The organism is Burkholderia sp. Bp8992 (genome assembly GCF_003853705.1).
Classification (GTDB): domain Bacteria; phylum Pseudomonadota; class Gammaproteobacteria; order Burkholderiales; family Burkholderiaceae; genus Burkholderia.
In genome coordinates this window covers 1-23,247 of the sequence record NZ_QTQI01000022.1, presented here as the reverse complement: position 1 = coordinate 23,247, position 23,247 = coordinate 1, and the positions used below count along the sequence as shown (strand labels likewise).

Below are 23,247 nucleotides of genomic sequence, written 5' to 3'. Positions count from 1 at the left end.
CATGTTCGGCAAACTCACACTCTCGGCGATCCCGTTCGACCAGCCCATCATCATGGGGGCAGGCGCCTTCATGGGGCTGGTCGTGCTGGGCATTCTCGCCGCGCTGACGATCACCGGCCGGTGGAAATGGCTGTGGACGGAATGGCTGACCACGGTCGACCACAAGAGGCTCGGCGTGATGTACATCATCGTCGCGCTGATCATGCTGCTGCGCGGCTTCGCCGACGCGATCATGATGCGCATGCAGCTCGCGCTCGCGTACAACGGGCCCGGCTACCTGCCGCCGCACCACTATGACCAGGTCTTCACGGCACACGGCGTGATCATGATCTTCTTCATGGCGATGGTGTTCATGGTCGGCCTGATGAACCTGATCGTGCCGCTGCAGATCGGCGCGCGCGACGTCGCGTTCCCGTTCATCAACTCGCTGTCGTTCTGGATGACGGCCGTCAGCGCGATCCTGATCAACGTGTCGCTCGTGATCGGCGAATTCGCGCAGACGGGCTGGCTTGCGTACCCGCCGCTGTCGGAGCTGCAGTTCAGTCCGGGGGTAGGGGTCGACTACTACCTGTGGGCGCTGCAGATCTCGGGCGTCGGCACGCTGCTGACCGGCGTGAACTTCTTCGTGACGATCATCAAGATGCGTGCACCCGGCATGACGCTGATGAAGATGCCGGTGTTCACGTGGACCGCGCTCTGCACGAACGTGCTGATCATGGCGTCGTTCCCGATCCTCACCGCGACGCTCGCGCTGCTCGGCCTCGATCGTTACCTCGGCATGCACTTCTTCACGAACGAAGCCGGCGGCAACGCGATGCTGTACCTGAACCTGATCTGGGCGTGGGGCCATCCGGAGGTGTACATCCTGATCCTGCCGGCGTTCGGGATCTTCTCGGAAGTCATCGCGACGTTCGCGAAGAAGCCGCTGTTCGGCTACAAGACGATGGTGTACGCGACCTGCGCGATCATGGTGCTGTCGTTCCTCGTGTGGCTGCATCACTTCTTCACGATGGGCTCGGGGGCGAACGTGAACGCGTTCTTCGGCATCATGACGATGATCATCGCGATCCCGACCGGCGTGAAGGTGTTCAACTGGCTGTTCACGATGTATCGCGGCCGGATCGAATTCACGACGCCCGTGCTGTGGACGATCGGCTTCATGGTCACGTTCACGCTCGGCGGCATGACCGGCGTGATGATGGCGATCCCGGGCGCGGACTTCGTGCTGCACAACAGCCTGTTCCTGATCGCGCACTTCCACAACGTGATCATCGGCGGCGTGCTGTTCGGCTATCTCGCGGGCTTCAACTACTGGTTCCCGAAGGCGTTCGGCTTCAAGCTGAACGAGAAGCTCGGCAAGGCCGCGTTCTGGTTCTGGCAGATCGGCTTCTACGTCGCGTTCGTGCCGCTCTACGTGCTCGGCTTCATGGGCATGACGCGCCGCCTGAACCACTACGACAACCCGGCCTGGCATCCCTGGCTGCTGGTCGCCGCGTTCGGCGCCGTGCTGATCGCGATCGGCATTGCGTGCCAGGTGCTGCAGCTGGTGGTCAGCATCCGCAACCGCCACCTGCCCGAGTACCGCGACACGACGGGCGACCCGTGGGGCGGCCGCACGCTGGAGTGGGCGACCTCGTCGCCGCCGGCCGACTACAACTTCGCGGTGATCCCGCAGGTGCGCACGCTCGACGCGTACGCCGACATGAAGGCGCGCGGCGAAGGCCGGCCGAACCCGGCAACGTTCCGCGACATCCACATGCCGTCGAATACCTGCGCGGGCCTCGTGATCGCGATCTTCAGCCTGGTGCTCGGCTTCGCGCTGGTGTGGCACATCTGGTGGATGGCGATCGGCGGGCTCGTCGGGATCATCGCGACGCTCGTGATCTACAGCTCGCGCGATAACGACGGCTATTACATCCCCGCGTCGACGGTGCGGAAGATCGAAGACAAGCAGCCGACGCAGCGCGTGGCCGCGCGCGTCGACGACGTGGAACTGGAGGCCAACTGATGTTGCAGAAAACGTTGAGCGCAACCCTGCTCGAGCACGACGACCATCCGCCGTCGCACTCGGTGTTCGGTTTCTGGCTGTACCTGATGACCGACTGCGTGATCTTCGCGGCGCTGTTCGCGACGTTCGCGGTGCTCGGCCACCAGTATGCGGGCGGCCAGACCGCGAAGGAGCTGTTCGACATTCCGGGCGTCGCGGTGGAAACCGCCGCGCTGCTGCTGTCGAGCATCACGTACGGATTCGCGATGCTCGCGGCATACAAGCAGCGCCGCGGCGCGCTGCTCGCGTGGCTCGCGGTGACGTTCGTGCTCGGCGCGGCGTTTCTCGCGATGGAACTGCGCGAGTTCTCGCACCTGATCGCCGAAGGCGCGGGCCCGCAGCGCAGTGCGTTCCTGTCGGCGTTCTTCACGCTGGTCGGCACGCACGGGCTGCACGTGACGGCCGGCCTCTTGTGGATGATCGTGCTCGCCGGGCAGATCGTGTTCCGCGGCGGCGACCTGACCGATCGCGACCTGCGGCGCCTGACGTGCCTGAGCCTGTTCTGGCACTTCCTCGACATCGTGTGGATCTGCGTGTTTTCCTTTGTCTATCTCGCGAGCGTGATCTAAATGGCCCATTCGCATTCGTCTCAACTCGAAGAAGGGCACGGCAGCGTCGGCGGCTACGTCGCCGGCTTCATCCTGTCGGTGCTGCTCACGGCCGCGTCGTTCGGCCTCGTGATGGGCGGCGTGCTGTCGCCGCATGCGTCGCTGATCGCGCTCGCCGTGCTCGCCTTCGTGCAGATCGTCGTGCACCTCGTGTACTTCCTGCACATGAACGGCTCGTCGGGCCAGCGCTGGAACGTGATGGCGTTCAGCTACACGGTGCTGACCGCGGCGATCCTGATCGTCGGCACGTTGTGGGTGATGCACAACGTCAGCATGAACATGATGTCGCGCTGAGCGGCATCGCGGCGCAGCGGTCGGCATCGATGCGCGTTCATGAAGAAAAGGCGGCACGCAAGTGCCGCCTTTCTCGTTTCTCCCCGGCCGTGTTGCGCGCGGCCGTGCGCTCAGTGCTGCACGCCCGCGTCGGCCGTCAGCGCATGCGTGCAGTCCACGCGGTATTCGGCGGCGAGCCGATGCTTCGCGCCGTCGAGATCGTCGGGGTAGTAGGGGCTCGCGTGCGCCGGATCGTAGCCGACCTGTTCGAGCTCGGTCAGCTCGCGCACGAGGTCCGCATGCGTGACGTCGCGGCCCGTGTGAACGAACGGGTACGCGTTGCATTCCTGCGGGGTGAGGTGCGGCCCCGCCAAGGCGGCGGTGCTGGCGCATGCGAGCAGCATGCAGGCGACGGTGGTCGACAGTTTCATCCGGTAGCTCCTGGTTTCGCGGCCCGATGCCGCAGGACGTCAGCGTAGGCGGCGCGCACGGCGAAGCGGGCGACGCACGGATGAAACATGTTTCACGCGCGCTTGCCGCGGCGCCGGATGAAGCATTTTTCATGTAGCGCCGGACGGCGGCCGCGTCGCCTACGATAGTCGCGGGCGCACCGTGTGCGCCCGACGTGACGTTCATTGCGAGGACAACCATGCGAGTGCTGACAGTCGAGGACGATGCGGTGACCGCGAACGAGATCGTCGGCGAGCTGACCGCGCGCGGGTTCGAGGTCGACTGGATCGACAACGGCCGCGACGGGATGATGCGCGCGATGAGCGCATCGTACGACGCGATCACGCTCGACCGGATGCTGCCGGGCGCGGACGGCCTCGCGATCCTCACCGCGATGCGCACGGTCGGCATCGATACGCCGGTGCTGATGCTGAGCGCGCTCGGCGACGTCGACGAGCGCATCCGCGGGCTGCGCGCGGGCGGCGACGACTACCTGACGAAGCCGTTCGATTCCGGCGAGCTGAGCGCGCGCATCGAGGTGCTGCTGCGCCGCCGGCAGGCATCGGGCGTGCCGCAGCAGACGCTGCTGAAAGTCGGCGCGCTCGAACTCGACCTCATTTCGCGCTGCGCGCGCCGCGGCGGCGACGAGATTCCGCTGCTGCCGACGGAATTCCGCGTGCTCGAATTCATGATGCGCAACGCGGGCCAGACCATCACGCGCACGATGCTGTTCGAGACCGTGTGGGGCTATCACTTCGATCCCGGCACCAACCTGATCGACGTCCACATGGGCCGGCTGCGCAAGAAGATCGATCCGCCCGGCGCGCAACCGATGATCCAGACGGTGCGCGGCTCGGGCTACATGCTCGCGTGACGGAGGCGGGAATGGACGCGGCTCGCGCGGCGAACTTCACGCGCCGCTGGCATACGACGACGTTTCGCTGGCTGTGCGCGTATGCGGCGATCTTCTCGGTGTCGCTGCTGCTGCTCGCGGGCGTGATCAACGTGGCGGCGACGCACACGATGGCGCGCGACACCGACGAGGTGCTCGCGTGGCAGCTGATCTATTTCGATTCGATCCCCGATGCCGAGCTGCCGCTCGCGATCCACCGGCGGCTCGAGCACGAGCACATGCATACGAATTTCTACGGGCTGTTCGACGCGGCCGGGCACCGCGTGGCCGGCGACATCGCAACGCCGCCCGCGCTGCGCGCGGACCGCCAGGGGCGGACGCTGAACCGCACGCTCGCGCCGCTCGACGGCCAGCCCGCGCCGATCACGCGTGCGATGGCCGTGCGCCGCGACAACGGAATGACGCTGGTCGTCGCGCGCGACCTGTCGCATTTCATCCAGATCCGCGATGTCGCGATCCGCGGGCTCGTGATCGGCGGCGTGATGATCCTGATCGCGGGCATCGCGGGCGGCAGCATGCTCGGCATGCGGCAGATGCGCCGCGTCGCCGCGATCCGGCGCGTCACGCGGCAGATCGCCGAAGGCGATCTCGGCAAGCGGCTGCCGGTCGGCCGCTATGACGAACTCGACCTGCTCGCGCATCTGGTGAACCACATGCTCGACGAAGTCGAGCGGCTGATGGGCGAGGTGCGACATACCTGCGACGGCATCGCGCACGACCTGCGCACACCGCTCGCACGCGTGCACACGATGCTGGCGCGGCTGGCCGACCAGCCGTTCTGCGCGGACGATCCTGCGTCGGCGGCGCTGCTGGCTTGCGCGCGCGACGAAACCGACCGGTTGCTCGAACGCTTTCGCGCGATGCTGCGCATCTCCGAGATCGGCACACTGAGTCGGCGCGGCGGCTTTGCCGCGGTCGACGTCGCGGCGTTGCTGCGCGACGTGTGCGAACTCTATGAACCGCTGGCCGAAGCCGCCGACGTGTCGTTCATGCTCGATGCGGCATCGGTCGACGGCATTCATGGCGACCGCGCATTGCTGTTCGAGGCGTTCAGCAATCTCGCCGACAACGCCATCAAGTTCACGCCGCCGGGCGGTCGCGTGCGCGTCGTGCTCCACACGACCGCGAACGGCCCGCTCGTGCGTTTCGAGGACACCGGTCCCGGCATTCCGCCCGGCGAGCGCGACGCGGTACTCGAACGCTTCTATCGCGGCGAGCGCACGCGCCATGTGAACGGGTCGGGGCTCGGCTTGAGCATCGTGTCGGCCGTGATGCGCGTGCACGGTTTCGCGCTGCGGATCGGCGCTGCACAGCCGGCCGGCGCGGCGATCACGGTCGAATGCTGGCCGCGCTCGCTCGCATGACCGCGCAGGAGAACGATCGATGCGCATCCTGCTGATTGCGCCGCCGACCCCGGAGGCCGCGCGGCTCGACAAGGCATTTCGCGAAAGCATGCACGGGGTCGAACGCGTCGACGGATGGCGCGACGGCTGTTTCGCGGCGACGCAGGACCGGTTCGATGCCGTCGTGATTGCTGCGCCCGATGCCGCGGCCGACCCGGCGATCCTCGCCGGACTGCCGCGACTCGCCGTCTCGGCCGGCGGCGCGACGATCGCCGCGATCGTCACCGGCGCAACACCCGCGCAGCGGGCGCGGATGCTGCAGGCCGGCTGCGACGTATGTCTTGCCCACCCGTGTTCGTTCGTTGAACTGCACGAGCGGCTGCGCGCGCTGTGGCGCCGCGCCGGTGCGATCGACAAGCGTGAATCGGTCCGGCTCGACGCGGCGACACGCGCACTCGAGGAGCCCGGCAGGCGGCTGGCGCTCAGCGCGCGGGAATTCCGTCTCGTCGAATGCCTGCTGCGCGAATCGGGACGGCCGGTCGGGCGCGATGTCGTGCTGCGGTATGCATGGGGCGACGCAGACATCGAACCCGAAACGGTCAATGCGCTGGTCGTGCGGTTGCGGCGCAAGCTGGCCGCGCATGCGTTCTCCGCGCGGATCGAAACGGTTGCGCGATTCGGGTTCCGGTTCGACACGGGCAGGTGACGGCGCGATATCGCGCCGCGCGTGCCGCGCGCCGCACGGCACGCACGCTTGCGTACGGTCAGTGCGAATAGAGTTCGCGATTGAGTTGCGCGAGCTGGCCGTCGCGTTCGGCGTGGACGAGTTCGCGGTAGACCTGCGCACGCGTCAGCGGCGCGGCTTGCGGGGCATTCCATGCCGATTGCGATGACACCCGTGCGGGTGCGCTGGAGGCGAGCGTCTGCGAAGCCGTCGGCGCAGCGGGCGGCATCGCGCTGGCCCGGCCGGGCAGCGCGACGCAGAGGGCGGAGAGGAGGGTGGCGGACATCAAGGTCTTCATGGCGTGATCCTTTTCAAGTGACAGTGGCCGGTGCCGCGACGGCGATGCCGGCAGGTACCACGTTATCGGGCGCGCCGGTGCGGGCACCGGGCGTGCCGATGAAGAAACGTTCATGAACGCGCGGCGTGCCAGCCGCCGCCGAGCGCGCGCACGAGCCCGACGGAGGCCTGCAGGCGTCGTGCCTCGGCATCGAGCGACGCGATCTGCGTATCGAGTTCGGTCGTCTGCGCCGTGACCACGTCGAGATAGCTGACCGCACCGTCGCGATAGCGCGACATCGCGAGTGCGAGCGACTGCCGTGCCGCGACGAGCGCCGCGTCGTCCTGGTCCGATTCGTCGCCGAGACGGTGCAGCAGCGCGAGATCGTCCTCGACCTCGCGGAACGCCTGCAGCACGACGGCGCGATAGCGTGCGCCCTGTTCGGCGAACTGCGCGCGCGACTTGCGTACGCCGGCGGCGCGCAGGCCGCCGTCGAACAGCGTCATCGCGAGACGCGGCCCGATCGACCAGATCTCGTTCGGCGCGGCGAGCCACGGCGAAAACGTATCGCTCTGGAAGCCGGCATCGAGGCCGAGCGACAGGTCGGGGAAATAGGCCGCGCGGGCGACGCCGATCCGTGCGTTCGCGGCCGCGACGCGGCGTTCGGCGGCGGCGACGTCCGGCCGGCGTTCGAGCAGCGTCGACGCGAGCCCGGTCGGAATCGACGGCACGCCCGGCAGCGCCGCGACGGGGGGCAACGTGAACGTCGACGCGGATGCGCCGACGAGCGCCGCGATCGCATGCTCGTCGAGTGCGCGGCGCGCGGCGATGTCGGACGCGCGTGCCTGGGCAAGCGAGAGTTGCGTCTGCGCACGCGACACGTCGAGCCCCGACGCGAGACCGCCGCGATGGCGGCTGACCGTCAGCTGCCACGCGCGGCGGTACGTGTCGATCGTTTGCGCGAGCGTGTCGGCTTCGCGGTCGAGGCCCGCGAGGTCGAAGTAGGTGCTGGCCACGCCGGCCTGCAGGCTGAGCCGGACCGACGCGAGATCGTCGTCGGCCGCCTGCGCATCGTTGCGGCCGGCCGCGACCGTGTTGCGGACCTTGCCCCACAGATCGACGTCGTAGCCGATGCCGGCTTCGAGCGTGTTCGATTCGTAGACGTCGGGCTGGCCGCTGCCGCGCAGCGGCCGGCGCGCCGACTGGCGGTCGCGGTCGGTTTCGGCATCGATGCCCATGGTCGGCAGCAATGCCGCATGCGCTTCGTCGAACAGCGCGGCAGCTTCGTCGTGGCGTGCGACGGCGACTGCAAGGTCGGGATTCGCCTGTGCGACGAGCGGTTCGAGCCGGTCGAGCGTCGCGTCGCCATACACGCGCCACCAGCCGTCGCGCGGCAGGCGATCGGCCGGTGCGGCATCGACCCACGGGCCCGTTTCGCGAAACGCGGCCGGTAGCGGAACGTCCGGTGCGCGATAGGTCGGCGCAAGCGAACAGCCCGCGAGCAGCGCGATGCTGCCCAGCCACGCGGCAAGCAGTCGGTCAGCCATGCGCGCGCTCCGTGGTCGTGGTGCCGGCGACGCGCACGCGGTCGCCATCTGCGAGCGAATCGGGCGGGTTGTCGATCACGCGGTCACCGGCCGAGAGCCCCGACGCGATCTCGACGCGCGTGCCGAGATCGGTCGCGATCGATACGTTGCGCAATCTTGCATGGCCGTTCGCGTCGAGTACCGCGACCTGCAATCCGTCATGGCGGAAGATCAGCGTGCTGGCCGGAATCGTCAGCGCGTGCGAGGCGCCGGGCACCGCGATCCGCACCTGCGCGTATTCGCCGGGAAACAGCGTGCCGGCCGGGTTGGCGATCGAGAACTGCGCGAGCAGCGTGCCGGAAGCCGGATCGATCGACTGCGCGGAATCCGCGAGCGTCGCGTCGAACGTCGTGCCGGGGCGCTCCGGTACGGTCAGCGCGACCTGCATGCCAGCGCGGATCGCGGCCGCGTCGTCTTGCGGCACGTGGACGTACAGCCGCAGCCGCCGTGCATCCGACACGGTGAAGAGTTCGGCGCCGTTGCCGCTGCCCGCGTCGATCAGCGCGCCGACGTCGGTCTTGCGGGCCGTCACGACGCCGTCGAACGGCGCGGTGAGCCGCTTGAACGATTCGAGTGCTTCGAGCCTTCGCACGTTGGCGGTGCTGGCCGCGACCGCCGCGCGTTTCGCGTCGAGGTCGCTGCGCTTCTCGTCGGCCTCCTGCTGCGATACGGAGTCCTGCGCAAGCATCGCGGCCCAACGTGCGGCCGTGACGGCGGCGAGCCGCTCGTTCGCGCTCGCGCTTTGCAGGTCCGCGCGGGCCTGCTGCAACTGCTGGTCGAGATCGGGCGTGTCGATCGACGCGAGCAGCTGGCCGGCCTTTACGTGCGCGCCGATATCGGCGTACCACGCATGCAGGTAGCCCGGCACGCGTGCGTAGATCGGGGCGTCGACATACGCGTACAGGCGGCCCGGCAGCACGAGTGCGTCGGCCGCGGCCGGCTGCGGCGCGACCGTTGCGACGGTCGGGATCGCTTGCTGCGCGGTCCATGCGGCGACCGCGTGCGCGTCGTGCAGGCGGGCAAAGACGCCGGCGGCCGCGACGGCGAGCGCGGCGGCAGCGCCCGCGATCGCGAGCGGCTTCAGGTAGCGCGGCGTGCCGGGGGGACGGACTTCGAATTCAGTGGACATGCTGTTCTCCCGGAGTGACGGAAAGGGATTCGGAGCGCGGCGCGCGATCGCGCCGATGAACGAGGCTGAACACGACGGGCACGAACACCAGCGTCGCGACGGTCGCGCACAGCAGGCCGCCGATGACCGCGCGGCCGAGCGGGGCGTTCTGCTCGCCGCCGTCGCCGAGGCCGAGGGCCATCGGCGCCATGCCGATGATCATCGCGAGCGCGGTCATCATCACGGGACGAAAGCGCGTGAAGCCGGCCTCGAGTGCGGCGACGGCCGCGTCGGCGGTGTGCGCGAGCCGTTCGCGTGCGAAGGTGACGACGAGGATGCTGTTCGCGGTCGCGACGCCCATGCACAGGATCGCGCCCGTCAACGCGGGTACCGACAGCGGCGTGCGCGTGACGAACAGCATCCAGACGATGCCGGCGAGCGCGGCAGGCAGCCCGCTCACGATCACGAACGCGTCGCGCCACGAATGGAAGTTCACGACGATCAGCAGGTAGATCAGCAGCACCGCGCCGGCGAGGCCGGCGAGCAGCCCGCCGAATGCGCTGTTCATCGTCTGCACCTGGCCGCGCACCGTCACGCGCGACCCTTTCGGCAGGTCGGCGGCGCTCGCGTGCAGCACGCGCTCGATGTCGGCGCTGACCGCGCCGAGATCGCGATCCTGTGTGGTCGCGAAGATGTCGTACAGCGGCGCGATGTCGTAGTGCGACACGACCGCGTCGGTCTGCCCGCGCACGATCGTCGCGAGGCCGCCGAGCAGTTGCGGGGCGCCCGTGCGGCCGGTGACGGGCAGCGCGCGCAGGTCGGACAGCGACGTCATCCGGTATTGCGGCGTCTGCGCGACGATCGGATAGGACACGCCGTTGTGCGGATCGAGCCAGTAGGTCGGCGACACCTGGCTCGTGCCGGACAGGCTGGCGACCACCGCATTGGTGACGTCCTGCTCGGTGACGCCGAGCTGCGCGGCGCGCGCGCGGTCGACCGACACCGTGAACTGCGGATAGGTCGACGCCTGCTGCACGCGCGCATCGGCGACGCCCGGCACCGCGCGGATGCGGCGCAGCAGCTCGGTCGCATACGCCCGGTTGGCCGCCCGGTCGGGGCCCGTCACTTGCACGTCGATCGGGGCCGGGGCGCCGAAGTTGAGGATCTGGCTCACGATGTCGGCGGGCAGGAACGAGAACGTCACGCCCGGAAAGGCACGCGGCAGCGCGGTGCGCAGCTGCTTCACGTAGCGGGCCGTCGGCGCGTGGTCGCCGGTGAGCGACACGAGGATGTCGCCGTCCTGCGGGCCGATCGTGCCGCTGTTGCTGTACGTGAGGTTGATCCCGCTGTTCGGCAAACCCATGTTGTCGACGATGCTCGCGAGCGCGCGCGGCGGCACGACGCCGCGTACCGTGCGCTCGACGCGGTCGAACAGCGCGGCCGTTTCCTCGATGCGCGTGCCGATCGGGGCGCGCACGTGGAGCGCGATCTCGCCCGAGTCGACCGACGGGAAGAAATTGCGGCCGAGCCCCGGCACCAGCACGAACGACACGGCGACCGCCGCGAGGAACGACACGACGAAGCGGCCGGGGCGGGCAAGCGCGAGGCCGAGCGCGATGCGGTAGCCGCCGCGCAGTGCGGCGAAGCGGCGCTCGAAGCCCTGCTGGAACGCGACGAGCGGATTGCGTGCGCGCGGCGGCGCGAACGGCGCGCCGTGCGGTGCGAGCACGGCCGCCGGATGCGCGGCATGCGGCTTCAGCAGGTAACGGGCCATCATCGGCACGAACGTGCGGGACAGCACGAACGACGCGATCATCGCGAAGATCACGGCTTCGGCCATCGGTACGAACAGGAAGCGCGCGACGCCGTCGAGCAGCAGCATCGGCACGAACACGATGCAGATGCACAGCAGCGACACGAAGGCCGGCGCGACGATCTGCGATGCGCCGTCGAGGATCGCGCTGCGCACGTCCTTGCCCTGTTCCAGATGCCAGTTGACGTTCTCGATCGTGACGGTCGCGTCGTCGACCAGAATGCCGACCGCGAGCGCGAGCCCGCCGAGCGTCATCACGTTGAGCGTCTCGCCCGCGGCGGCGAGCGCGGCGATCGCCGCCAGCACCGCGAGCGGGATCGACGCGGCGATGATCAGCGTGGAGCGCCAGCTGCCGAGGAACAGCAGGATCATCGCGGAGGTGAGCGCGGCGGCGATCAGGCCTTCGCGCGCGACGCCGCTCACGGCGCCCTTGACGAACACCGACTGGTCGCCCATCACGACGAGCCGGAGCGACGGCGGCAGCGTCGCCTCGATGCGCGGCAACTGCGCCTTGACGCCCGCGATGATGTCGAGCGTCGACGCCGAGCCGCTTTTCAGCACGCTCATCAGCACCGCGCGGCGGCCGTCGACGCGCACGATGTTGCCCTGCGGCGGAAAGCCGTCGCGCACGTGCGCGACGTCGCGCATGAAGATCACCGCGCCGTCGACGGTCCGGATCGGCAGCGCGTTGAGCTGGTCGATGGTCAGCGGGCTGTCGTTGAGCCGGATGTTGTATTCGAAGCCGCCGATCTTCTGCGTGCCGGCCGGGATGATCTGGTTCTGCTGCGCGAGCGCGGTCGCGACGTCCTGCGCGGACAGCCCCTTGGCCTGCAGCGCCTGCGGATCGAGGTCGATCTGCACCTGGCGCACCTTGCCGCCGTACGGCGACGGAATCGCGACGCCCGCGACGGACAGCAGCTGCGGCCGGATCACGTTGGTCGCGTAGTCGCCGAGCTGCTGCTCGTTCAGCGTGTCGCTCGTCAGCGCGAGCTGCAGCACGGGCACCGTCGACGCGTTGTAGTTGAGGATCTGCGGCGGCGTGGTGCCGGGCGGCATCTGCTTGAGCACCGTCTGCGAGATCGACGTGACCTGCGCGGTCGCGGTGCGGATGTCGACGCTCGGCTGGAAGAAGATCTTGACGATCCCGAAGCTGCGGAACGACTGCGACTCGATGTGCGCGACGTCGTTGACCGTCGTGCCGAGCGTGCGCTCGTAATACGTGACGATGCGCCCCGACATGTCGGCCGGCTGCAGGCCCGCGTAGTTCCAGACGACACTGATGACCGGGATCCGGATGTCGGGAAAGATGTCGGTCGGCGTGCGCAGCGCCGCGAGCGGCCCCGCGATCAGGATCAGCAGCGCGAGGACGATGAACGTGTAGGGGCGCGCGAGCGCAAGTCGGACGAGTTTCAGCATCGGCGAGGTCTCCGCCGGCGCGGGGCGCCGGCCTGTCAGCGAAGTGCCGAAGCGTGGCGGGAACCCGATTCGGCTCGCGCAGTGTGCGTGGCGCCGCTTAACGCCGGGCGCGGGGCAGGATGAAAGATGTTTTAGGAAAGGGCGCGAAGCGGGTGGGACGGGCGCCGATTGTTACAAGACGTTAGCGCGGCTTCCCGTTGCGATGCCGCGCATCAGTTCTTACAAACTTGAAATATGCGGAGAAGGGGCTTGCCGTTATAGTCGGATCACACATGAAACAACCAGAAGAGGAATCCATGAAGACTTTGCGTGTTGCCTCGCTCTTGACCGGTATGACGGCCTTGCTCGTGTCGGGCGCAGCAATGGCGGGAGTCAATGTCGGGATCAATGTCGGCGTGCCGGCACCGGTCTACGTCGCACCCGCGCCCGTGTATGTGCCGCCGCCCCCGCCGCCGGTCGTCTACCAGCCTGCGCCGGTGTATGCACCGGCCTACGCGCCGGCGCCGACGATCGTGATCGGCTGGCACGGCGACCGTTACTGGGATGGCCGCCGCTACTGGGGCCGCGACGAGTGGTATCGCCGCCATGGTCGCGGCTGGGGCGACGATCGCGGTCACTGGGATCATGGCCGCCACAACGGCTGGCGCTGATCGGCGCGCCGCGCACGCGTGATGCGTGACGCGTGACGCGTGCGCGCTGTCTGGCGGCAAACAGGACAAGAAAACCGCCCGCGTGGCGGTTTTCTTTTGGCCCGACGGATTGAATGGGTAGAATCGTCCCACGTTACAACCCTCATTCGACCGACAGGGCCTTTATGACGAAGGGTTCGCCCCGGGCCGCCGCCGCGCGAGCCTGCCTCGGCGCGCGGCGTGCCGTACGGGCCGCCGGCCGCGTGGCCGCGGCGTTTGCGCTGTATGCGGCGCTGGCCGCACCGGCCGCTCACGCGGCCCATGCGATCGCGCAGTACGGCGAGCCGAAGTATCCGCCGGGCTTCAAGCATTTCGACTACGTCAATCCCGATGCGCCGAAGGGCGGCACGCTGGTGCTCGCGAACCCGAACCGGCTGACGTCGTTCGACAAGTTCAATCCGTTCACGATGCGCGGCAATTCCGCGCCGGGCATCGACATGCTGTTCGAGAGCCTCGCGACCGGCAGCTCCGACGAACCGGCGTCCGCCTACGGGTTGCTGGCCGACGACATCGACATCGCGCCCGACCGCCGTTCGGTCACGTTCCACCTGAATCCGCGCGCGCGCTTCTCGAACGGCGATCGCGTCACGGCAGACGACGTCAAGTTTTCGTTCGATACGCTGAAGAGCAAGCAGGCCGCGCCGCAGTTCGGCGCGTATTTCGCGGAGATCGCGAAGGCCGTGGTGGTCGACCCGGCCACCGTGCGCTTCGAGTTCCGCAGCGCGAATCGCGAACTGCCGCTGATCGCCGGCGGCGTGCCCGTGTTCTCGCGCAAGTGGGGCTTGCGCGCGGACGGCTCGCGCATCCCGTTCGACCAGCTCGCGTTCGAGCAGCCGATCGGCAGCGGCCCGTACCTGATCGAGCGCTACGACAACGGCCGCACGATCACCTACCGGCGCAACCCTGCGTACTGGGGCGCCGACCTGCCGGTGCGGGTCGGCACCTACAACTTCGAGCGGATCGTCTACAAGCTGTACGGCGACGGCGTCGCGCGGCTCGAGGCGTTCAAGGCCGGCGAATACGACGTGCTCGTCGAGTACATCGCGCGCAACTGGACGCGGCGCGACGTCGGCAAGCGCTTCGACAGCGGCGAACTCGTCAAGCGCGAATTCCGCCAGCATAACGGCGCCGGCATGCAGGGCTTCTTCATGAACCTGCGCCGGCCGCTGTTTCGCGACGTGCGCGTGCGCCAGGCGCTCGACCTCGCGTTCGACTTCGAATGGCTGAACCGCCAGGTGTTCTACAGCGCGTACACGCGCCTCGACAGCTATTTCGCCGATACCGACCTGCAGGCCACCGGTACACCGGGCGAAGGCGAGCTGAAGCTGCTCGAGCCGCTGCGCGCGCAGCTCGACCCGGCCGTGTTCGGCCCGATGGTCACGCAGCCGGACACGAACCCGCCGGGCTCGCTGCGCGCGAACCTGCTGAAGGCGCGCACACTGCTCGCGCAGGCGGGCTGGACCTATCGCGACGGCGCGCTGCGCAACGCGAAGGGCGAGCCGTTCACGTTCGAGATCCTCGACGATTCGGGCGCCGCGATGGAAGGTATCGTGACGGCCTACCAGCGCAATCTCGCGAAGCTCGGCATCGACGCACGCTTTCGCACGGCGGATTACGCGCTGCTGCAGAAGCGCCTCGACGCGTTCGACTACGACATGACGACGATCCGCCTGCCGGGCGTGCAGGTGCCGGGCTCCGAGCAGTACTCGCGTTACGCGAGCAAGTTCGCTGACGAGCCGGGTTCCGACAACCTCATCGGACTGAAGTCACCGGCCGTCGATACATTGCTGCACGCGCTCGGTACCGCGCAGACGCGCGAAGACCTGCTCGATGCGACGCACGCGCTCGACCGCGTGCTGATGCACGGCTACTACGCGGTGCCGCAGTGGTACAGCACGACGCACCGGATCGCGTACCGGCGCACGCTGGCCTATCCGCAGACGCTGCCGCTGTACTATTCGGCCGAAGGCTGGGTCGTGTCGACCTGGTGGGCAAAGCCCGATCACTGACCCGCGCCGCCCCTTCGTCAAACCCGCCACAGATCACGAGTCGACGCCCTATGTGGAGCTACATCCTCAAACGCCTGCTGCTGATGATCCCGACGCTCGTCGGCGTGCTGACCCTCACGTTCGCGGTGATCCAGTTCGTGCCGGGCGGGCCCGTCGAGCAGGCCGTGCAGGAATTGCGCAAGGGCGCGACGGAGCAGGGCGCGGTGCCGTTCGGGATGCGTGCGCACACCGGCGTCGACGCGCAGCAGCTCGCGCAGCTCAAGGCGCTGTATGGCTTCGACAAGCCGCCGCTCGAACGCTACTGGCTGATGCTGAAGCGCTTCGCGCGATTCGATCTCGGCGAGAGCTACTTCCGCCACCAGAGCGTGTGGTCGCTGGTCGTGCAGAAGCTGCCGGTGTCGATCAGCATCGGGCTGTGGACGTTCTTCCTCACGTACCTGATCGCGGTGCCGCTCGGCATCGCGAAGGCCGTGCGCAACGGGTCGCCGTTCGACGTCGCGACGAGCCTCGTCGTGCTCGTCGGCTATGCGATCCCGGGTTTCGTGCTCGGCGTGCTGCTGCTCGTGCTGTTCGGCGGCGGCTCGTTCTGGCAGCTCTTTCCGCTGCGCGGCCTCACGTCGGACAACTTCGCGCAGCTGTCGCTCGTCGGCAAGGTGCTCGACTACCTGTGGCACATCGCGCTGCCGATCACGGCGTCGGTCGTCGGCAGCTTCGCGGTCGTCACGATGCTCACGAAGAACGCGTTCCTCGACCAGATCCGCCGGCAGTACGTGCTGACCGCGCGCGCGAAGGGGCTCTCCGAGCGCAGCGTGCTGTGGAAGCACGTGTTCCGCAACGCGATGCTGCCGCTGATCGTCGGCTTCCCGGCAGCGTTCATCGGCGCGTTCTTCACGGGCAGCCTGCTGATCGAGACGCTGTTCTCGCTCGACGGCCTCGGGCTGCTGTCGTACGAGTCGGTCGTGCGGCGCGACTATCCGGTCGTGCTCGGCACGCTGTACCTGTTCACGCTGATCGGGCTCGCGACCAAGCTGATCTCCGATCTCTGCTATGTGTGGGTCGATCCGCGCATTCAATTCGACAACCTGGAGCGCTGACATGAAACGATCCATCCGCCTGTCCGGCGCCATGGGGCGAGGCGCGCGATGAACCGGGCCATCGCATCATCCCGCATCGACGCCGCGCGCGCGCGCGTGTCGCCGTCGCCCGCGCGGCGCGTGTGGCAGCGCTTCAGGCAGCAGCGCCTCGGCTACTGGAGCTTCGTGATCTTCGTCGTCGCATTCGCCGCGAGCCTCGCGGCGCCGCTGTGGTCGAACGACAAGCCGCTCGTCGTGCGCTACGACGGCCAGACCTATTTCCCGATGTTCCATGCGTATCCGGAAACGACCTTCGGCGGCGATTTCCCGACGCCGGCCGACTATCTCGATCCGTATGTGCGCAAGCGGCTCGAGGCGCCCGGCAACTTCGTCGTCTATCCGCCGAACCGCTATTACTACGACACGCTGAACTACTTCTCGAACGTGCCGAACCCGGCGCCGCCGTCGCGCGAGAATTGGCTTGGCACCGACGCGCAGGGGCGCGACCTGCTCGCGCGGCTCGTGTACGGGTTCCGCATCTCGGTCGAGTTCGGGCTGATCCTGACCGTGATCGGCACGCTGCTCGGGATCGCCGCGGGTGCGGTGCAGGGCTTCTTCGGCGGGCGCATCGACATCGTCGGGCAGCGGCTGATCGAGATCTGGAGCTCGCTGCCCGAGCTGTACCTGCTGATCATCTTCGCGTCGATCTTCGAGCCGAGCTTCCTGCTGCTGATCGTGCTGCTGTCGCTGTTCGGCTGGATCGGGCTCGCCGACTACGTGCGCGCGGAATTCCTGCGCAACCGCACGCAGGACTACGTGCGCGCGGCCCGCGCGATGGGGCTCACGAACGGGCAGATCATCTGGCGCCACGTGCTGCCGAACAGTCTCACGCCGGTGATCACGTTCCTGCCGTTCCGGATGAGCGGTTCGATCCTCGCGCTCACGAGCCTCGATTTCCTCGGGCTCGGCGTGCCGCCGCCGACGCCGAGCCTCGGCGAGCTGCTCGCGCAGGGCAAGGGCAACCTCGACGCGTGGTGGATCTCGCTGTCGACGTTCGGCGTGCTGGTCGCGACGCTGCTGCTGCTCACTTTCATGGGCGACGCGCTGCGCAACGCGCTCGACACGCGGATCGCCGATTCGGTGCGCGCGGCGGGAGGCCAGCGATGAGCGAGACGACCGTATCGACGCAGAGCGAACCGCTGCTGTCGCTCGAGCGTCTGCACGTGCGCTTCGGCGACACGGTCGCGGTGGACGACGTGACGCTCGCGATCGGCCGCGGCGAGCGCGTCGCGCTCGTCGGCGAATCGGGTTCCGGCAAGAGCGTGACCGCGCTGTCGATCCTGCGGTTGCTGCGCGACGCCGAAGTCGGCGGCGCGATCCGGTTCGCGGGGCAGGACCTGGTGGGCAAGAGCGAGCGCGAGATGCGCGGGCTGCGCGGCTCGGACATCGCGATGATCTTCCAGGAGCCGATGACGGCGCTCAACCCGCTGTATACGATCGGCGTGCAGATCGGCGAGACGATCGTGCTGCACGACGGCGTATCGGCGGCCGAGGCGCGCAAGCGCGCGATCGCGCTGCTCGCGCGCACGGGCATCGCGGAGCCGGACAAGCGCGTCGACAGCTATCCGCATCAGTTGTCGGGCGGCCAGCGGCAGCGCGCGATGATCGCGATGGCGCTGGCGTGCCGGCCGCGGCTGCTGCTCGCCGACGAACCGACCACCGCGCTCGACGTGACGATCCGCGCCCAGATCGTCGATCTCCTGCTGGAGCTGCAGCGCGAGGAAGCGGAAAAGCGCGGGATGGCGATCCTGCTGATCACGCACGACCTGAATCTCGTCAGACATTTCGCCGAGCGCATCGCGGTGATGGAGCACGGCCGGCTCGTCGAGAGCGGGCCGGTCGAGCGGATCTTCGCGAACCCCGAGCATCCGTATACGCAGCGGCTGCTGAACAGCCGGCCGCAGCGCACGGTCATGCCGGTGATGCCGATCGCGCCCGTCGTGCTCGACGCGCGCCACGTGAGCGTGCAGTTCGCGCGCAAGCGGCCGGGCATCGCGGGCTGGTTCGGTACGGTGCCGGTGACGGCCGTAGCCGACGTGTCGGTGTCGGTGCGGCAGGGCGAGACGCTCGGCATCGTCGGCGAATCGGGATCGGGCAAGTCGACGCTCGCGATGGCGCTGCTCGGGCTGCAGAAGACGGCCGGCGGCGAGATCGAATTCCAGGGGCGCGCGCTGTCGACCTATCGCGGGCGCGAGCAGACCGCGCTGCGCTCGAACATGCAGGTGGTCTTTCAGGACCCGTTCAGTTCGCTTTCTCCGCGTCATACGATCGAGCGGATCGTCGGCGAGGGGCTCGAGCTGCATCGCCCCGACATGACGCCCGACGCGCGCCGCGCGAAGTCGCTCCAGGTGCTGCGCGAAGTGGGCCTCGACCGCACGGTGCTGCACCGGTATCCGCACGAATTCTCGGGCGGGCAGCGCCAGCGGATCGCCATCGCCCGTGCGCTGGTGCTGGAACCGCGGATCCTGATCCTCGACGAGCCGACGTCGGCGCTCGACGTGTCGATCCAGCAGCAGGTGCTGAAACTGCTCGCGAATTTGCAACAGAAATACAACCTCGGCTATGTGTTCATCAGCCACGACCTGGAGGTGATCGGCGCGATGGCGCACCGCGTCGCGGTGATGCAGGACGGCGCCGTCGTCGAGTCGGGGGAGGTGTCCGACATCTTCGCGAGACCGTCACATCCTTACACACAAAAGCTGTTGAAAGCGGTCTGGAAAGCGTGATAGGCGTCCAATGGTCTGACCATCTCGATTGTATTTATTAATTTGTTTTGACAAACGATTACGCGCTGGCTAGTATCGACCGAAATTTTCCGCCAATCAGCTGATTTTTAAGCACATTCCATCGACCAATGCAGCATCGATCCCTGACCCAGGCATGCGCGCGCACCATCGCCGGGCTGTTCATCGGCGCCCTGTTCGCAGCTGCTCCCGGCGCGTTCGCCGACGAAGTCAGCAGTTTTAACCAGAATGTCAGCAATTCGACTCAGATCGGGTCGGGTTCCTCCCTCCAGCAGGCCAGCGCACAGCCGTCGAGCGGCGGCGCGAAGTCGTTCCTTGCCGGCATGGCGGGCAAGGCAGGCGACGTGGTCGTCGGCGCGCTGAACATGATCGGCGTCCGTTACCGCTGGGGCGGCAACTCGCCGGATTCGGGCCTCGACTGCAGCGGCTTCGTCCGCTACGTGTTCCAGGACACGCTCGGCATGTCGCTGCCGCGTCGCGCGGAAGAGATGAGCCGCGTCGGCGAGAAGGTGAGCATGAGCAACCTGAAGCCGGGCGATCTCGTGTTCTTCAACACGATGCGCCGCACGTTCTCGCACGTCGGCATCTACATTGGCGACAACAAGTTCGTGCATTCGCCGTCGACGGGCAGCACCGTTCGCGTCGACGATCTCGACAGCGGCTACTGGGAAAAGCGTTTCACCGGCGCGCGCCGGATCGAATCGGAATTCCCGATGAAGCCCGAAGATCTCCGTCAGCGCGTGCGCGCGACGATCGGCGACGATTCGGCGAACGGCAACAACTGACGTTCGCGGTCGGTCAGGCCGAAAAAAAACCCTGTCACCGAAAGGCGGCAGGGTTTTTTGTTTTGGGGGCCGAGCGGGCGACGGCTGGATCTCGCACGGCTGGCCGCAGCGGGGCGGCGACCTGGGCCGCCCCCGCGCTGACGGGTGCGACTACGCGGCAGCCACGCCGCGCGCGGCCGCCAGCTTGCGCTGCAGTTCCGGCATGATCCGCGCGACCGCTTCCTCGCCCGCGAGAATCGCCGCGTTGCGCTGGTTGAAGTCGCTGCCGCCCATCGCCGCGAGGTTCGGGCGGATCACGACGTCCGCGTACTTGTCGAGCTCGTAGGTCTTGATCGTCTGGCCCATGATCGTGAAGGTCTGCAGCAGCATCTCGATCGGGTTGTTGGTCGCCGCGCCGTCCGGCCGGGCCGAGATGTCGACCGCGATCACGAAGCTCGCGCCCATCTTGCGCGCATACGACGCGGGCACCGGGCTCACGAGGCCGCCGTCCACATATTCGCGGTTGCCGATCTTCACCGGTTCGAACACCGACGGCACGCTGCACGACGCGCGGACCGCGAGGCCCGTGTTGCCCTGCTGGAACAGGATCGGCTGGCCGCTTTGCAGGTCCGTCGCGACGATGCCGAGCGGCTTCGCCATCTTCTCGATCGGCCGGTTGTTCAGCGTCTTGTTCAGGAAGTTCTGCAGCGCGACGCCTTGCAGCAGGCCGCGCGAGCGGAACGGCAGCGCCCAGTCGCTGATGGCCGCCTGGTCCATGTCGAGCGCGATCTTGTTGATCTGCAGCGCGTTCATGCCCGACGCGTAGAGCGCGCCGACCACCGAGCCCGCGCTCGTGCCGGCGACGATCTCGACCGGGATGCCGCGCGCCTCGAGCGCCTTCAGCACGCCGATGTGCGAGAAGCCGCGCGCGGCACCGCCGCCGAGCGCGATGCCGATCTTCACGGGCTTCTCTTGCGGCTGGGCGGTGCCGGGGCGAGACTTGTCGCCGAATGACGTGCAGGCGGCGAGGCTGGCGGACGCGCAGGCGATCGTGAAGTGGCGGCGCGACAGGCGAGGGGACGACATCGAATGGTTCTCCGGCGGCTTGGCGGCGGGTCACACGGCCCGCGGCGGCGATAGGTTCCGAGCGGCCGCGCGGCGGGTTCCGTGCGGCCGGCGCCGCGCCGGCTGGCGGCCGCGGCGCGCACATCATAAAGCAAGCGGTGCGCTTGGCGCGATGTCCGGCGCGAGTATAATTCCGGCTTCTTTCCCGTTCCGGGCGTCGCCGGCTCCGTTGCTGTCCGGGCTGCCGCCGTCGCGCCGCGTCGAATCATTCATGCGCCCCAGGCGTTCGAGTTACCGTTTATGACCCGTCCTGTCCGTACCCGCTTCGCGCCGAGTCCCACCGGCTTCATTCACCTCGGCAACATCCGCTCCGCACTCTATCCTTGGGCGTTTGCCCGCAAGATGAAGGGCACGTTCGTGCTGCGCATCGAGGATACCGACGTCGAGCGTTCGACGCAGGAAGCGGTCGATGCGATCCTCGAAGGGATGCAATGGCTCGGCCTGGATTTCGACGAAGGCCCGATCTACCAGATGCAGCGGATGGACCGCTATCGCGAAGTGCTCGCGCAGATGCTCGAGAAGGGTCTCGCGTACCCGTGCTACATGTCGGCCGAGGAGCTCGACGCACTGCGCGAACGCCAGCGTGAGGCCGGCCTGAAACCGCGCTATGACGGCACGTGGCGTCCGGAGCCCGGCAAGGTGCTGCCGGAGCCGCCGGCCGGCGTGAAGCCCGTGCTGCGCTTCCGCAATCCGCTGACGGGCACGGTCGTCTGGGACGACGCCGTGAAGGGGCGCGTCGAGATCTCGAACGAGGAACTCGACGATCTCGTGATCGCGCGCCCGGACGGCACGCCGATCTACAACTTCTGCGTGGTGGTGGACGACATGGACATGGGCATCACGCACGTGATCCGTGGCGACGACCACGTGAACAACACGCCGCGCCAGATCAACATCCTGAATGCGCTCGGCGGCGAGCCGCCCGTCTATGCGCACCTGCCGACCGTGCTGAACGAGCAGGGCGAGAAGATGAGCAAGCGGCATGGCGCGATGAGCGTGATGGCGTACCGCGACGCGGGTTTCCTGCCGGAAGCGGTCGTCAACTATCTCGCGCGCCTCGGCTGGTCGCACGGCGACGCCGAGATCTTCTCGCGCGAGCAGTTCGTCGAATGGTTCGATCTCGAGCATCTCGGCAAGTCGCCGGCGCAGTACGACCACAGCAAGCTGAGCTGGCTGAACGCGCACTACATCAAGGAAGCCGATAACGCACGCCTCGCCGAACTCGCGAAGCCGTTCCTCGATGCGCTCGGCATCGACGACGCGGCGATCGCGACGGGCCCGGCGCTCGACGCGGTGGTCGGCCTGATGAAGGATCGCGCGACGACGGTGAAGGAGATCGCGGAGGGCGCGACGATGTTCTATCGTGTGCCGGCACCGGAAGCCGACGCGCTCGCGCAGCACGTGACCGATGCCGTGCGGCCGGCGCTGGCCGATCTCGCCGCCGCGCTGAAGGCGGCCGACTGGACGAAGGAGGCGGTGTCCGCTGCGCTGAAGGCGACGCTCGCCACGCACAAGCTGAAGATGCCGCAGCTCGCGATGCCGGTGCGTCTGCTGGTGGCCGGCACCACGCATACGCCGTCGATCGATGCGGTGCTGGTGCTGTTCGGTCGGGACGTCGTGGTGTCGCGCATCGAGGGCGCGCTCGCCTGAGGTTCGTGCGTCGATGAAGCTGTCTGCGCGTGAGCGCGCGGCAGCTTCGCAAAATATTTCGCGCGAATCGCAAAAAGGGTATTTACAAGTTCAAAGTAGGTCCATATAATCTCATTTCTGTTCTGCAAGGGGGTATAGCTCAGCTGGGAGAGCGCTTGCATGGCATGCAAGAGGTCAGCGGTTCGATCCCGCTTACCTCCACCAACAGAACAAGCTGGATTGATTTGCGAAGCAGCGGTAGTAATAAATGCTTCACAAAATGATTCAAAGCAGTTAGAATTTCGGCCTTCGCTGTTGACCAGAAGTGAATAGCGAAAGTCAGACAGGTCTGAAAAGATCATGTCCCCTTCGTCTAGAGGCCTAGGACATCACCCTTTCACGGTGAGTACAGGGGTTCGAATCCCCTAGGGGACGCCAGATTCAGCGGCGTTTCGTAGAAGTGTCGCGAGGCTTGCAGGAACGTAACCGACGTCCTGCAGGTTGGGTAAGAAAGCTGGAGCGGTAGTTCAGTCGGTTAGAATACCGGCCTGTCACGCCGGGGGTCGCGGGTTCGAGTCCCGTCCGCTCCGCCAGAA

Annotated in this window: 19 protein-coding genes and 3 tRNA genes; 16 read left to right on the top strand and 6 right to left on the bottom strand. The window is 67.7% G+C overall.

Features of this window, described 5'->3' with window-relative positions; genetic code table 11:
- Nucleotide 1: 1 nt before the first annotated feature.
- From cyoB to cyoD, 3 genes are read left to right on the top strand one after another with little or no spacing between them, the layout of a single operon-like run.
- Nucleotides 2-2,008, top strand: coding sequence for a cytochrome o ubiquinol oxidase subunit I (cyoB, locus tag DIE03_RS27445; RefSeq protein WP_124455415.1), 2,007 nt, complete (start codon nt 2-4; stop codon nt 2,006-2,008).
- The gene (cyoC, locus tag DIE03_RS27440; protein WP_034188894.1) at nt 2,008-2,616 is read left to right on the top strand and encodes a cytochrome o ubiquinol oxidase subunit III; all 609 of its coding nucleotides are present in this window, start codon (nt 2,008-2,010) and stop codon (nt 2,614-2,616) included. The genes cyoB and cyoC overlap by 1 nt, the downstream gene beginning before the upstream one ends.
- Nucleotides 2,617-2,949: a cytochrome o ubiquinol oxidase subunit IV gene (gene cyoD / locus DIE03_RS27435; protein ID WP_011352504.1), complete on the top strand. Its 333-nt coding sequence runs from the start codon at nt 2,617-2,619 to the stop codon at nt 2,947-2,949.
- A gap of 110 nt (nt 2,950-3,059) precedes the next feature.
- On the opposite strand, the gene DIE03_RS27430 is transcribed toward cyoD, so the two are convergent.
- Nucleotides 3,060-3,359 carry a DUF4148 domain-containing protein gene (locus DIE03_RS27430; RefSeq protein ID WP_124455414.1) on the bottom strand — a complete coding sequence of 100 codons (300 nt, stop codon included), beginning with the start codon at nt 3,357-3,359 and terminating at the stop codon, nt 3,060-3,062.
- Between the two features lie 218 nt (nt 3,360-3,577).
- Here DIE03_RS27430 and DIE03_RS27425 point away from each other — a divergent pair, with 218 nt between their 5' ends.
- The 3 genes from DIE03_RS27425 to DIE03_RS27415 are packed head-to-tail and all read left to right on the top strand — an operon-like array spanning nt 3,578 to nt 6,340.
- Nucleotides 3,578-4,252, top strand: a complete 675-nt coding sequence (locus tag DIE03_RS27425) for a response regulator transcription factor (RefSeq protein ID WP_124455413.1) — start codon at nt 3,578-3,580, stop codon at nt 4,250-4,252.
- Nucleotides 4,253-4,263: 11 nt separating this feature from the next.
- Complete coding sequence (locus DIE03_RS27420) at nt 4,264-5,655, top strand: HAMP domain-containing sensor histidine kinase (RefSeq protein ID WP_124455412.1); 1,392 nt, start codon at nt 4,264-4,266, stop codon at nt 5,653-5,655.
- Nucleotides 5,656-5,674: 19 nt separating this feature from the next.
- On the top strand, nt 5,675-6,340 hold the full coding sequence (locus tag DIE03_RS27415; RefSeq protein ID WP_124455411.1) for a response regulator transcription factor: 666 nt from the start codon (nt 5,675-5,677) through the stop codon (nt 6,338-6,340).
- A gap of 58 nt (nt 6,341-6,398) precedes the next feature.
- Here DIE03_RS27415 and DIE03_RS27410 read toward each other — a convergent pair whose 3' ends face one another.
- From DIE03_RS27410 to DIE03_RS27395, 4 genes are all read right to left on the bottom strand, one after another.
- Nucleotides 6,399-6,656, bottom strand: a complete 258-nt coding sequence (locus tag DIE03_RS27410; RefSeq protein ID WP_124455410.1) for a DUF4148 domain-containing protein — start codon at nt 6,654-6,656, stop codon at nt 6,399-6,401.
- A 110-nt stretch (nt 6,657-6,766) separates the two neighbouring features.
- On the bottom strand, nt 6,767-8,182 hold the full coding sequence (locus DIE03_RS27405; RefSeq protein ID WP_124455409.1) for an efflux transporter outer membrane subunit: 1,416 nt from the start codon (nt 8,180-8,182) through the stop codon (nt 6,767-6,769).
- Nucleotides 8,175-9,350 carry an efflux RND transporter periplasmic adaptor subunit gene (locus tag DIE03_RS27400; RefSeq protein ID WP_124455408.1) on the bottom strand — a complete coding sequence of 392 codons (1,176 nt, stop codon included), beginning with the start codon at nt 9,348-9,350 and terminating at the stop codon, nt 8,175-8,177. Before DIE03_RS27400 ends, DIE03_RS27405 begins: the two co-directional genes overlap by 8 nt.
- Nucleotides 9,340-12,558: an efflux RND transporter permease subunit gene (locus DIE03_RS27395; RefSeq protein WP_124455407.1), complete on the bottom strand. Its 3,219-nt coding sequence runs from the start codon at nt 12,556-12,558 to the stop codon at nt 9,340-9,342. The genes DIE03_RS27400 and DIE03_RS27395 overlap by 11 nt, the downstream gene beginning before the upstream one ends.
- Before the next feature lie 296 nt (nt 12,559-12,854).
- Between DIE03_RS27395 and DIE03_RS27390 the strand changes: the two genes are divergently transcribed.
- From DIE03_RS27390 to DIE03_RS27365, 6 genes are all read left to right on the top strand, one after another.
- Nucleotides 12,855-13,208, top strand: coding sequence for a hypothetical protein (locus tag DIE03_RS27390; protein ID WP_124455406.1), 354 nt, complete (start codon nt 12,855-12,857; stop codon nt 13,206-13,208).
- A 164-nt stretch (nt 13,209-13,372) separates the two neighbouring features.
- Nucleotides 13,373-15,256 carry an extracellular solute-binding protein gene (locus DIE03_RS27385; RefSeq protein WP_124455405.1) on the top strand — a complete coding sequence of 628 codons (1,884 nt, stop codon included), beginning with the start codon at nt 13,373-13,375 and terminating at the stop codon, nt 15,254-15,256.
- Nucleotides 15,257-15,306: 50 nt separating this feature from the next.
- Nucleotides 15,307-16,350 (top strand): microcin C ABC transporter permease YejB, encoded by a 1,044-nt coding sequence (locus tag DIE03_RS27380; RefSeq protein WP_124455404.1) that lies wholly within the window; start codon nt 15,307-15,309, stop codon nt 16,348-16,350.
- A gap of 48 nt (nt 16,351-16,398) precedes the next feature.
- Nucleotides 16,399-17,496, top strand: a complete 1,098-nt coding sequence (locus DIE03_RS27375) for an ABC transporter permease (RefSeq protein WP_124455403.1) — start codon at nt 16,399-16,401, stop codon at nt 17,494-17,496.
- On the top strand, nt 17,493-19,115 hold the full coding sequence (locus tag DIE03_RS27370; protein ID WP_124455402.1) for an ABC transporter ATP-binding protein: 1,623 nt from the start codon (nt 17,493-17,495) through the stop codon (nt 19,113-19,115). Before DIE03_RS27375 ends, DIE03_RS27370 begins: the two co-directional genes overlap by 4 nt.
- 128 nt (nt 19,116-19,243) lie before the next feature.
- A complete protein-coding gene (locus tag DIE03_RS27365) occupies nt 19,244-19,918 on the top strand; it encodes a C40 family peptidase (protein ID WP_124455401.1) in 675 nt (224 codons plus the stop codon).
- A gap of 150 nt (nt 19,919-20,068) precedes the next feature.
- Here DIE03_RS27365 and DIE03_RS27360 read toward each other — a convergent pair whose 3' ends face one another.
- Nucleotides 20,069-20,983: a patatin-like phospholipase family protein gene (locus DIE03_RS27360; RefSeq protein WP_124455400.1), complete on the bottom strand. Its 915-nt coding sequence runs from the start codon at nt 20,981-20,983 to the stop codon at nt 20,069-20,071.
- Between the two features lie 279 nt (nt 20,984-21,262).
- On the opposite strand from DIE03_RS27360, the gene gltX reads away from it, so the two are divergent.
- The 4 genes from gltX to DIE03_RS27340 all read left to right on the top strand — a co-directional run bounded on the left by gltX (nt 21,263) and on the right by DIE03_RS27340 (nt 23,244).
- Entirely contained in the window at nt 21,263-22,672 is a 1,410-nt protein-coding gene (gltX, locus tag DIE03_RS27355; protein WP_124455399.1) for a glutamate--tRNA ligase, read from the top strand.
- Nucleotides 22,673-22,800: 128 nt separating this feature from the next.
- Nucleotides 22,801-22,876: transfer RNA gene (locus DIE03_RS27350), tRNA-Ala, on the top strand.
- A 137-nt stretch (nt 22,877-23,013) separates the two neighbouring features.
- A tRNA-Glu gene (locus DIE03_RS27345) sits at nt 23,014-23,089 on the top strand.
- A gap of 78 nt (nt 23,090-23,167) precedes the next feature.
- Nucleotides 23,168-23,244: transfer RNA gene (locus DIE03_RS27340), tRNA-Asp, on the top strand.
- Nucleotides 23,245-23,247: the final 3 nt, after the last annotated feature.

Excerpts from the sequence above, each read along its gene's own strand:
- DIE03_RS27425 (WP_124455413.1), top strand. The coding sequence starts at position 3,578 with ATGCGAGTGCTGACAGTCGAGGACGATGCGGTGACCGCGAACGAGATC.
- gltX (WP_124455399.1), top strand. The coding sequence starts at position 21,263 with ATGACCCGTCCTGTCCGTACCCGCTTCGCGCCGAGTCCCACCGGCTTC.
- DIE03_RS27415 (WP_124455411.1), top strand. The coding sequence starts at position 5,675 with ATGCGCATCCTGCTGATTGCGCCGCCGACCCCGGAGGCCGCGCGGCTC.
- DIE03_RS27360 (WP_124455400.1), bottom strand. The coding sequence starts at position 20,983 with ATGTCGTCCCCTCGCCTGTCGCGCCGCCACTTCACGATCGCCTGCGCG.
- cyoC (WP_034188894.1), top strand. The coding sequence starts at position 2,008 with ATGTTGCAGAAAACGTTGAGCGCAACCCTGCTCGAGCACGACGACCAT.
- DIE03_RS27370 (WP_124455402.1), top strand. The coding sequence starts at position 17,493 with ATGAGCGAGACGACCGTATCGACGCAGAGCGAACCGCTGCTGTCGCTC.
- DIE03_RS27380 (WP_124455404.1), top strand. The coding sequence starts at position 15,307 with ATGTGGAGCTACATCCTCAAACGCCTGCTGCTGATGATCCCGACGCTC.
- DIE03_RS27400 (WP_124455408.1), bottom strand. The coding sequence starts at position 9,350 with ATGTCCACTGAATTCGAAGTCCGTCCCCCCGGCACGCCGCGCTACCTG.
- DIE03_RS27365 (WP_124455401.1), top strand. The coding sequence starts at position 19,244 with ATGCAGCATCGATCCCTGACCCAGGCATGCGCGCGCACCATCGCCGGG.
- cyoD (WP_011352504.1), top strand. The coding sequence starts at position 2,617 with ATGGCCCATTCGCATTCGTCTCAACTCGAAGAAGGGCACGGCAGCGTC.
- cyoB (WP_124455415.1), top strand. The coding sequence starts at position 2 with ATGTTCGGCAAACTCACACTCTCGGCGATCCCGTTCGACCAGCCCATC.
- DIE03_RS27430 (WP_124455414.1), bottom strand. The coding sequence starts at position 3,359 with ATGAAACTGTCGACCACCGTCGCCTGCATGCTGCTCGCATGCGCCAGC.
- DIE03_RS27385 (WP_124455405.1), top strand. The coding sequence starts at position 13,373 with ATGACGAAGGGTTCGCCCCGGGCCGCCGCCGCGCGAGCCTGCCTCGGC.
- DIE03_RS27410 (WP_124455410.1), bottom strand. The coding sequence starts at position 6,656 with ATGAAGACCTTGATGTCCGCCACCCTCCTCTCCGCCCTCTGCGTCGCG.
- DIE03_RS27375 (WP_124455403.1), top strand. The coding sequence starts at position 16,399 with ATGAACCGGGCCATCGCATCATCCCGCATCGACGCCGCGCGCGCGCGC.
- DIE03_RS27405 (WP_124455409.1), bottom strand. The coding sequence starts at position 8,182 with ATGGCTGACCGACTGCTTGCCGCGTGGCTGGGCAGCATCGCGCTGCTC.
- DIE03_RS27395 (WP_124455407.1), bottom strand. The coding sequence starts at position 12,558 with ATGCTGAAACTCGTCCGACTTGCGCTCGCGCGCCCCTACACGTTCATC.
- DIE03_RS27390 (WP_124455406.1), top strand. The coding sequence starts at position 12,855 with ATGAAGACTTTGCGTGTTGCCTCGCTCTTGACCGGTATGACGGCCTTG.
- DIE03_RS27420 (WP_124455412.1), top strand. The coding sequence starts at position 4,264 with ATGGACGCGGCTCGCGCGGCGAACTTCACGCGCCGCTGGCATACGACG.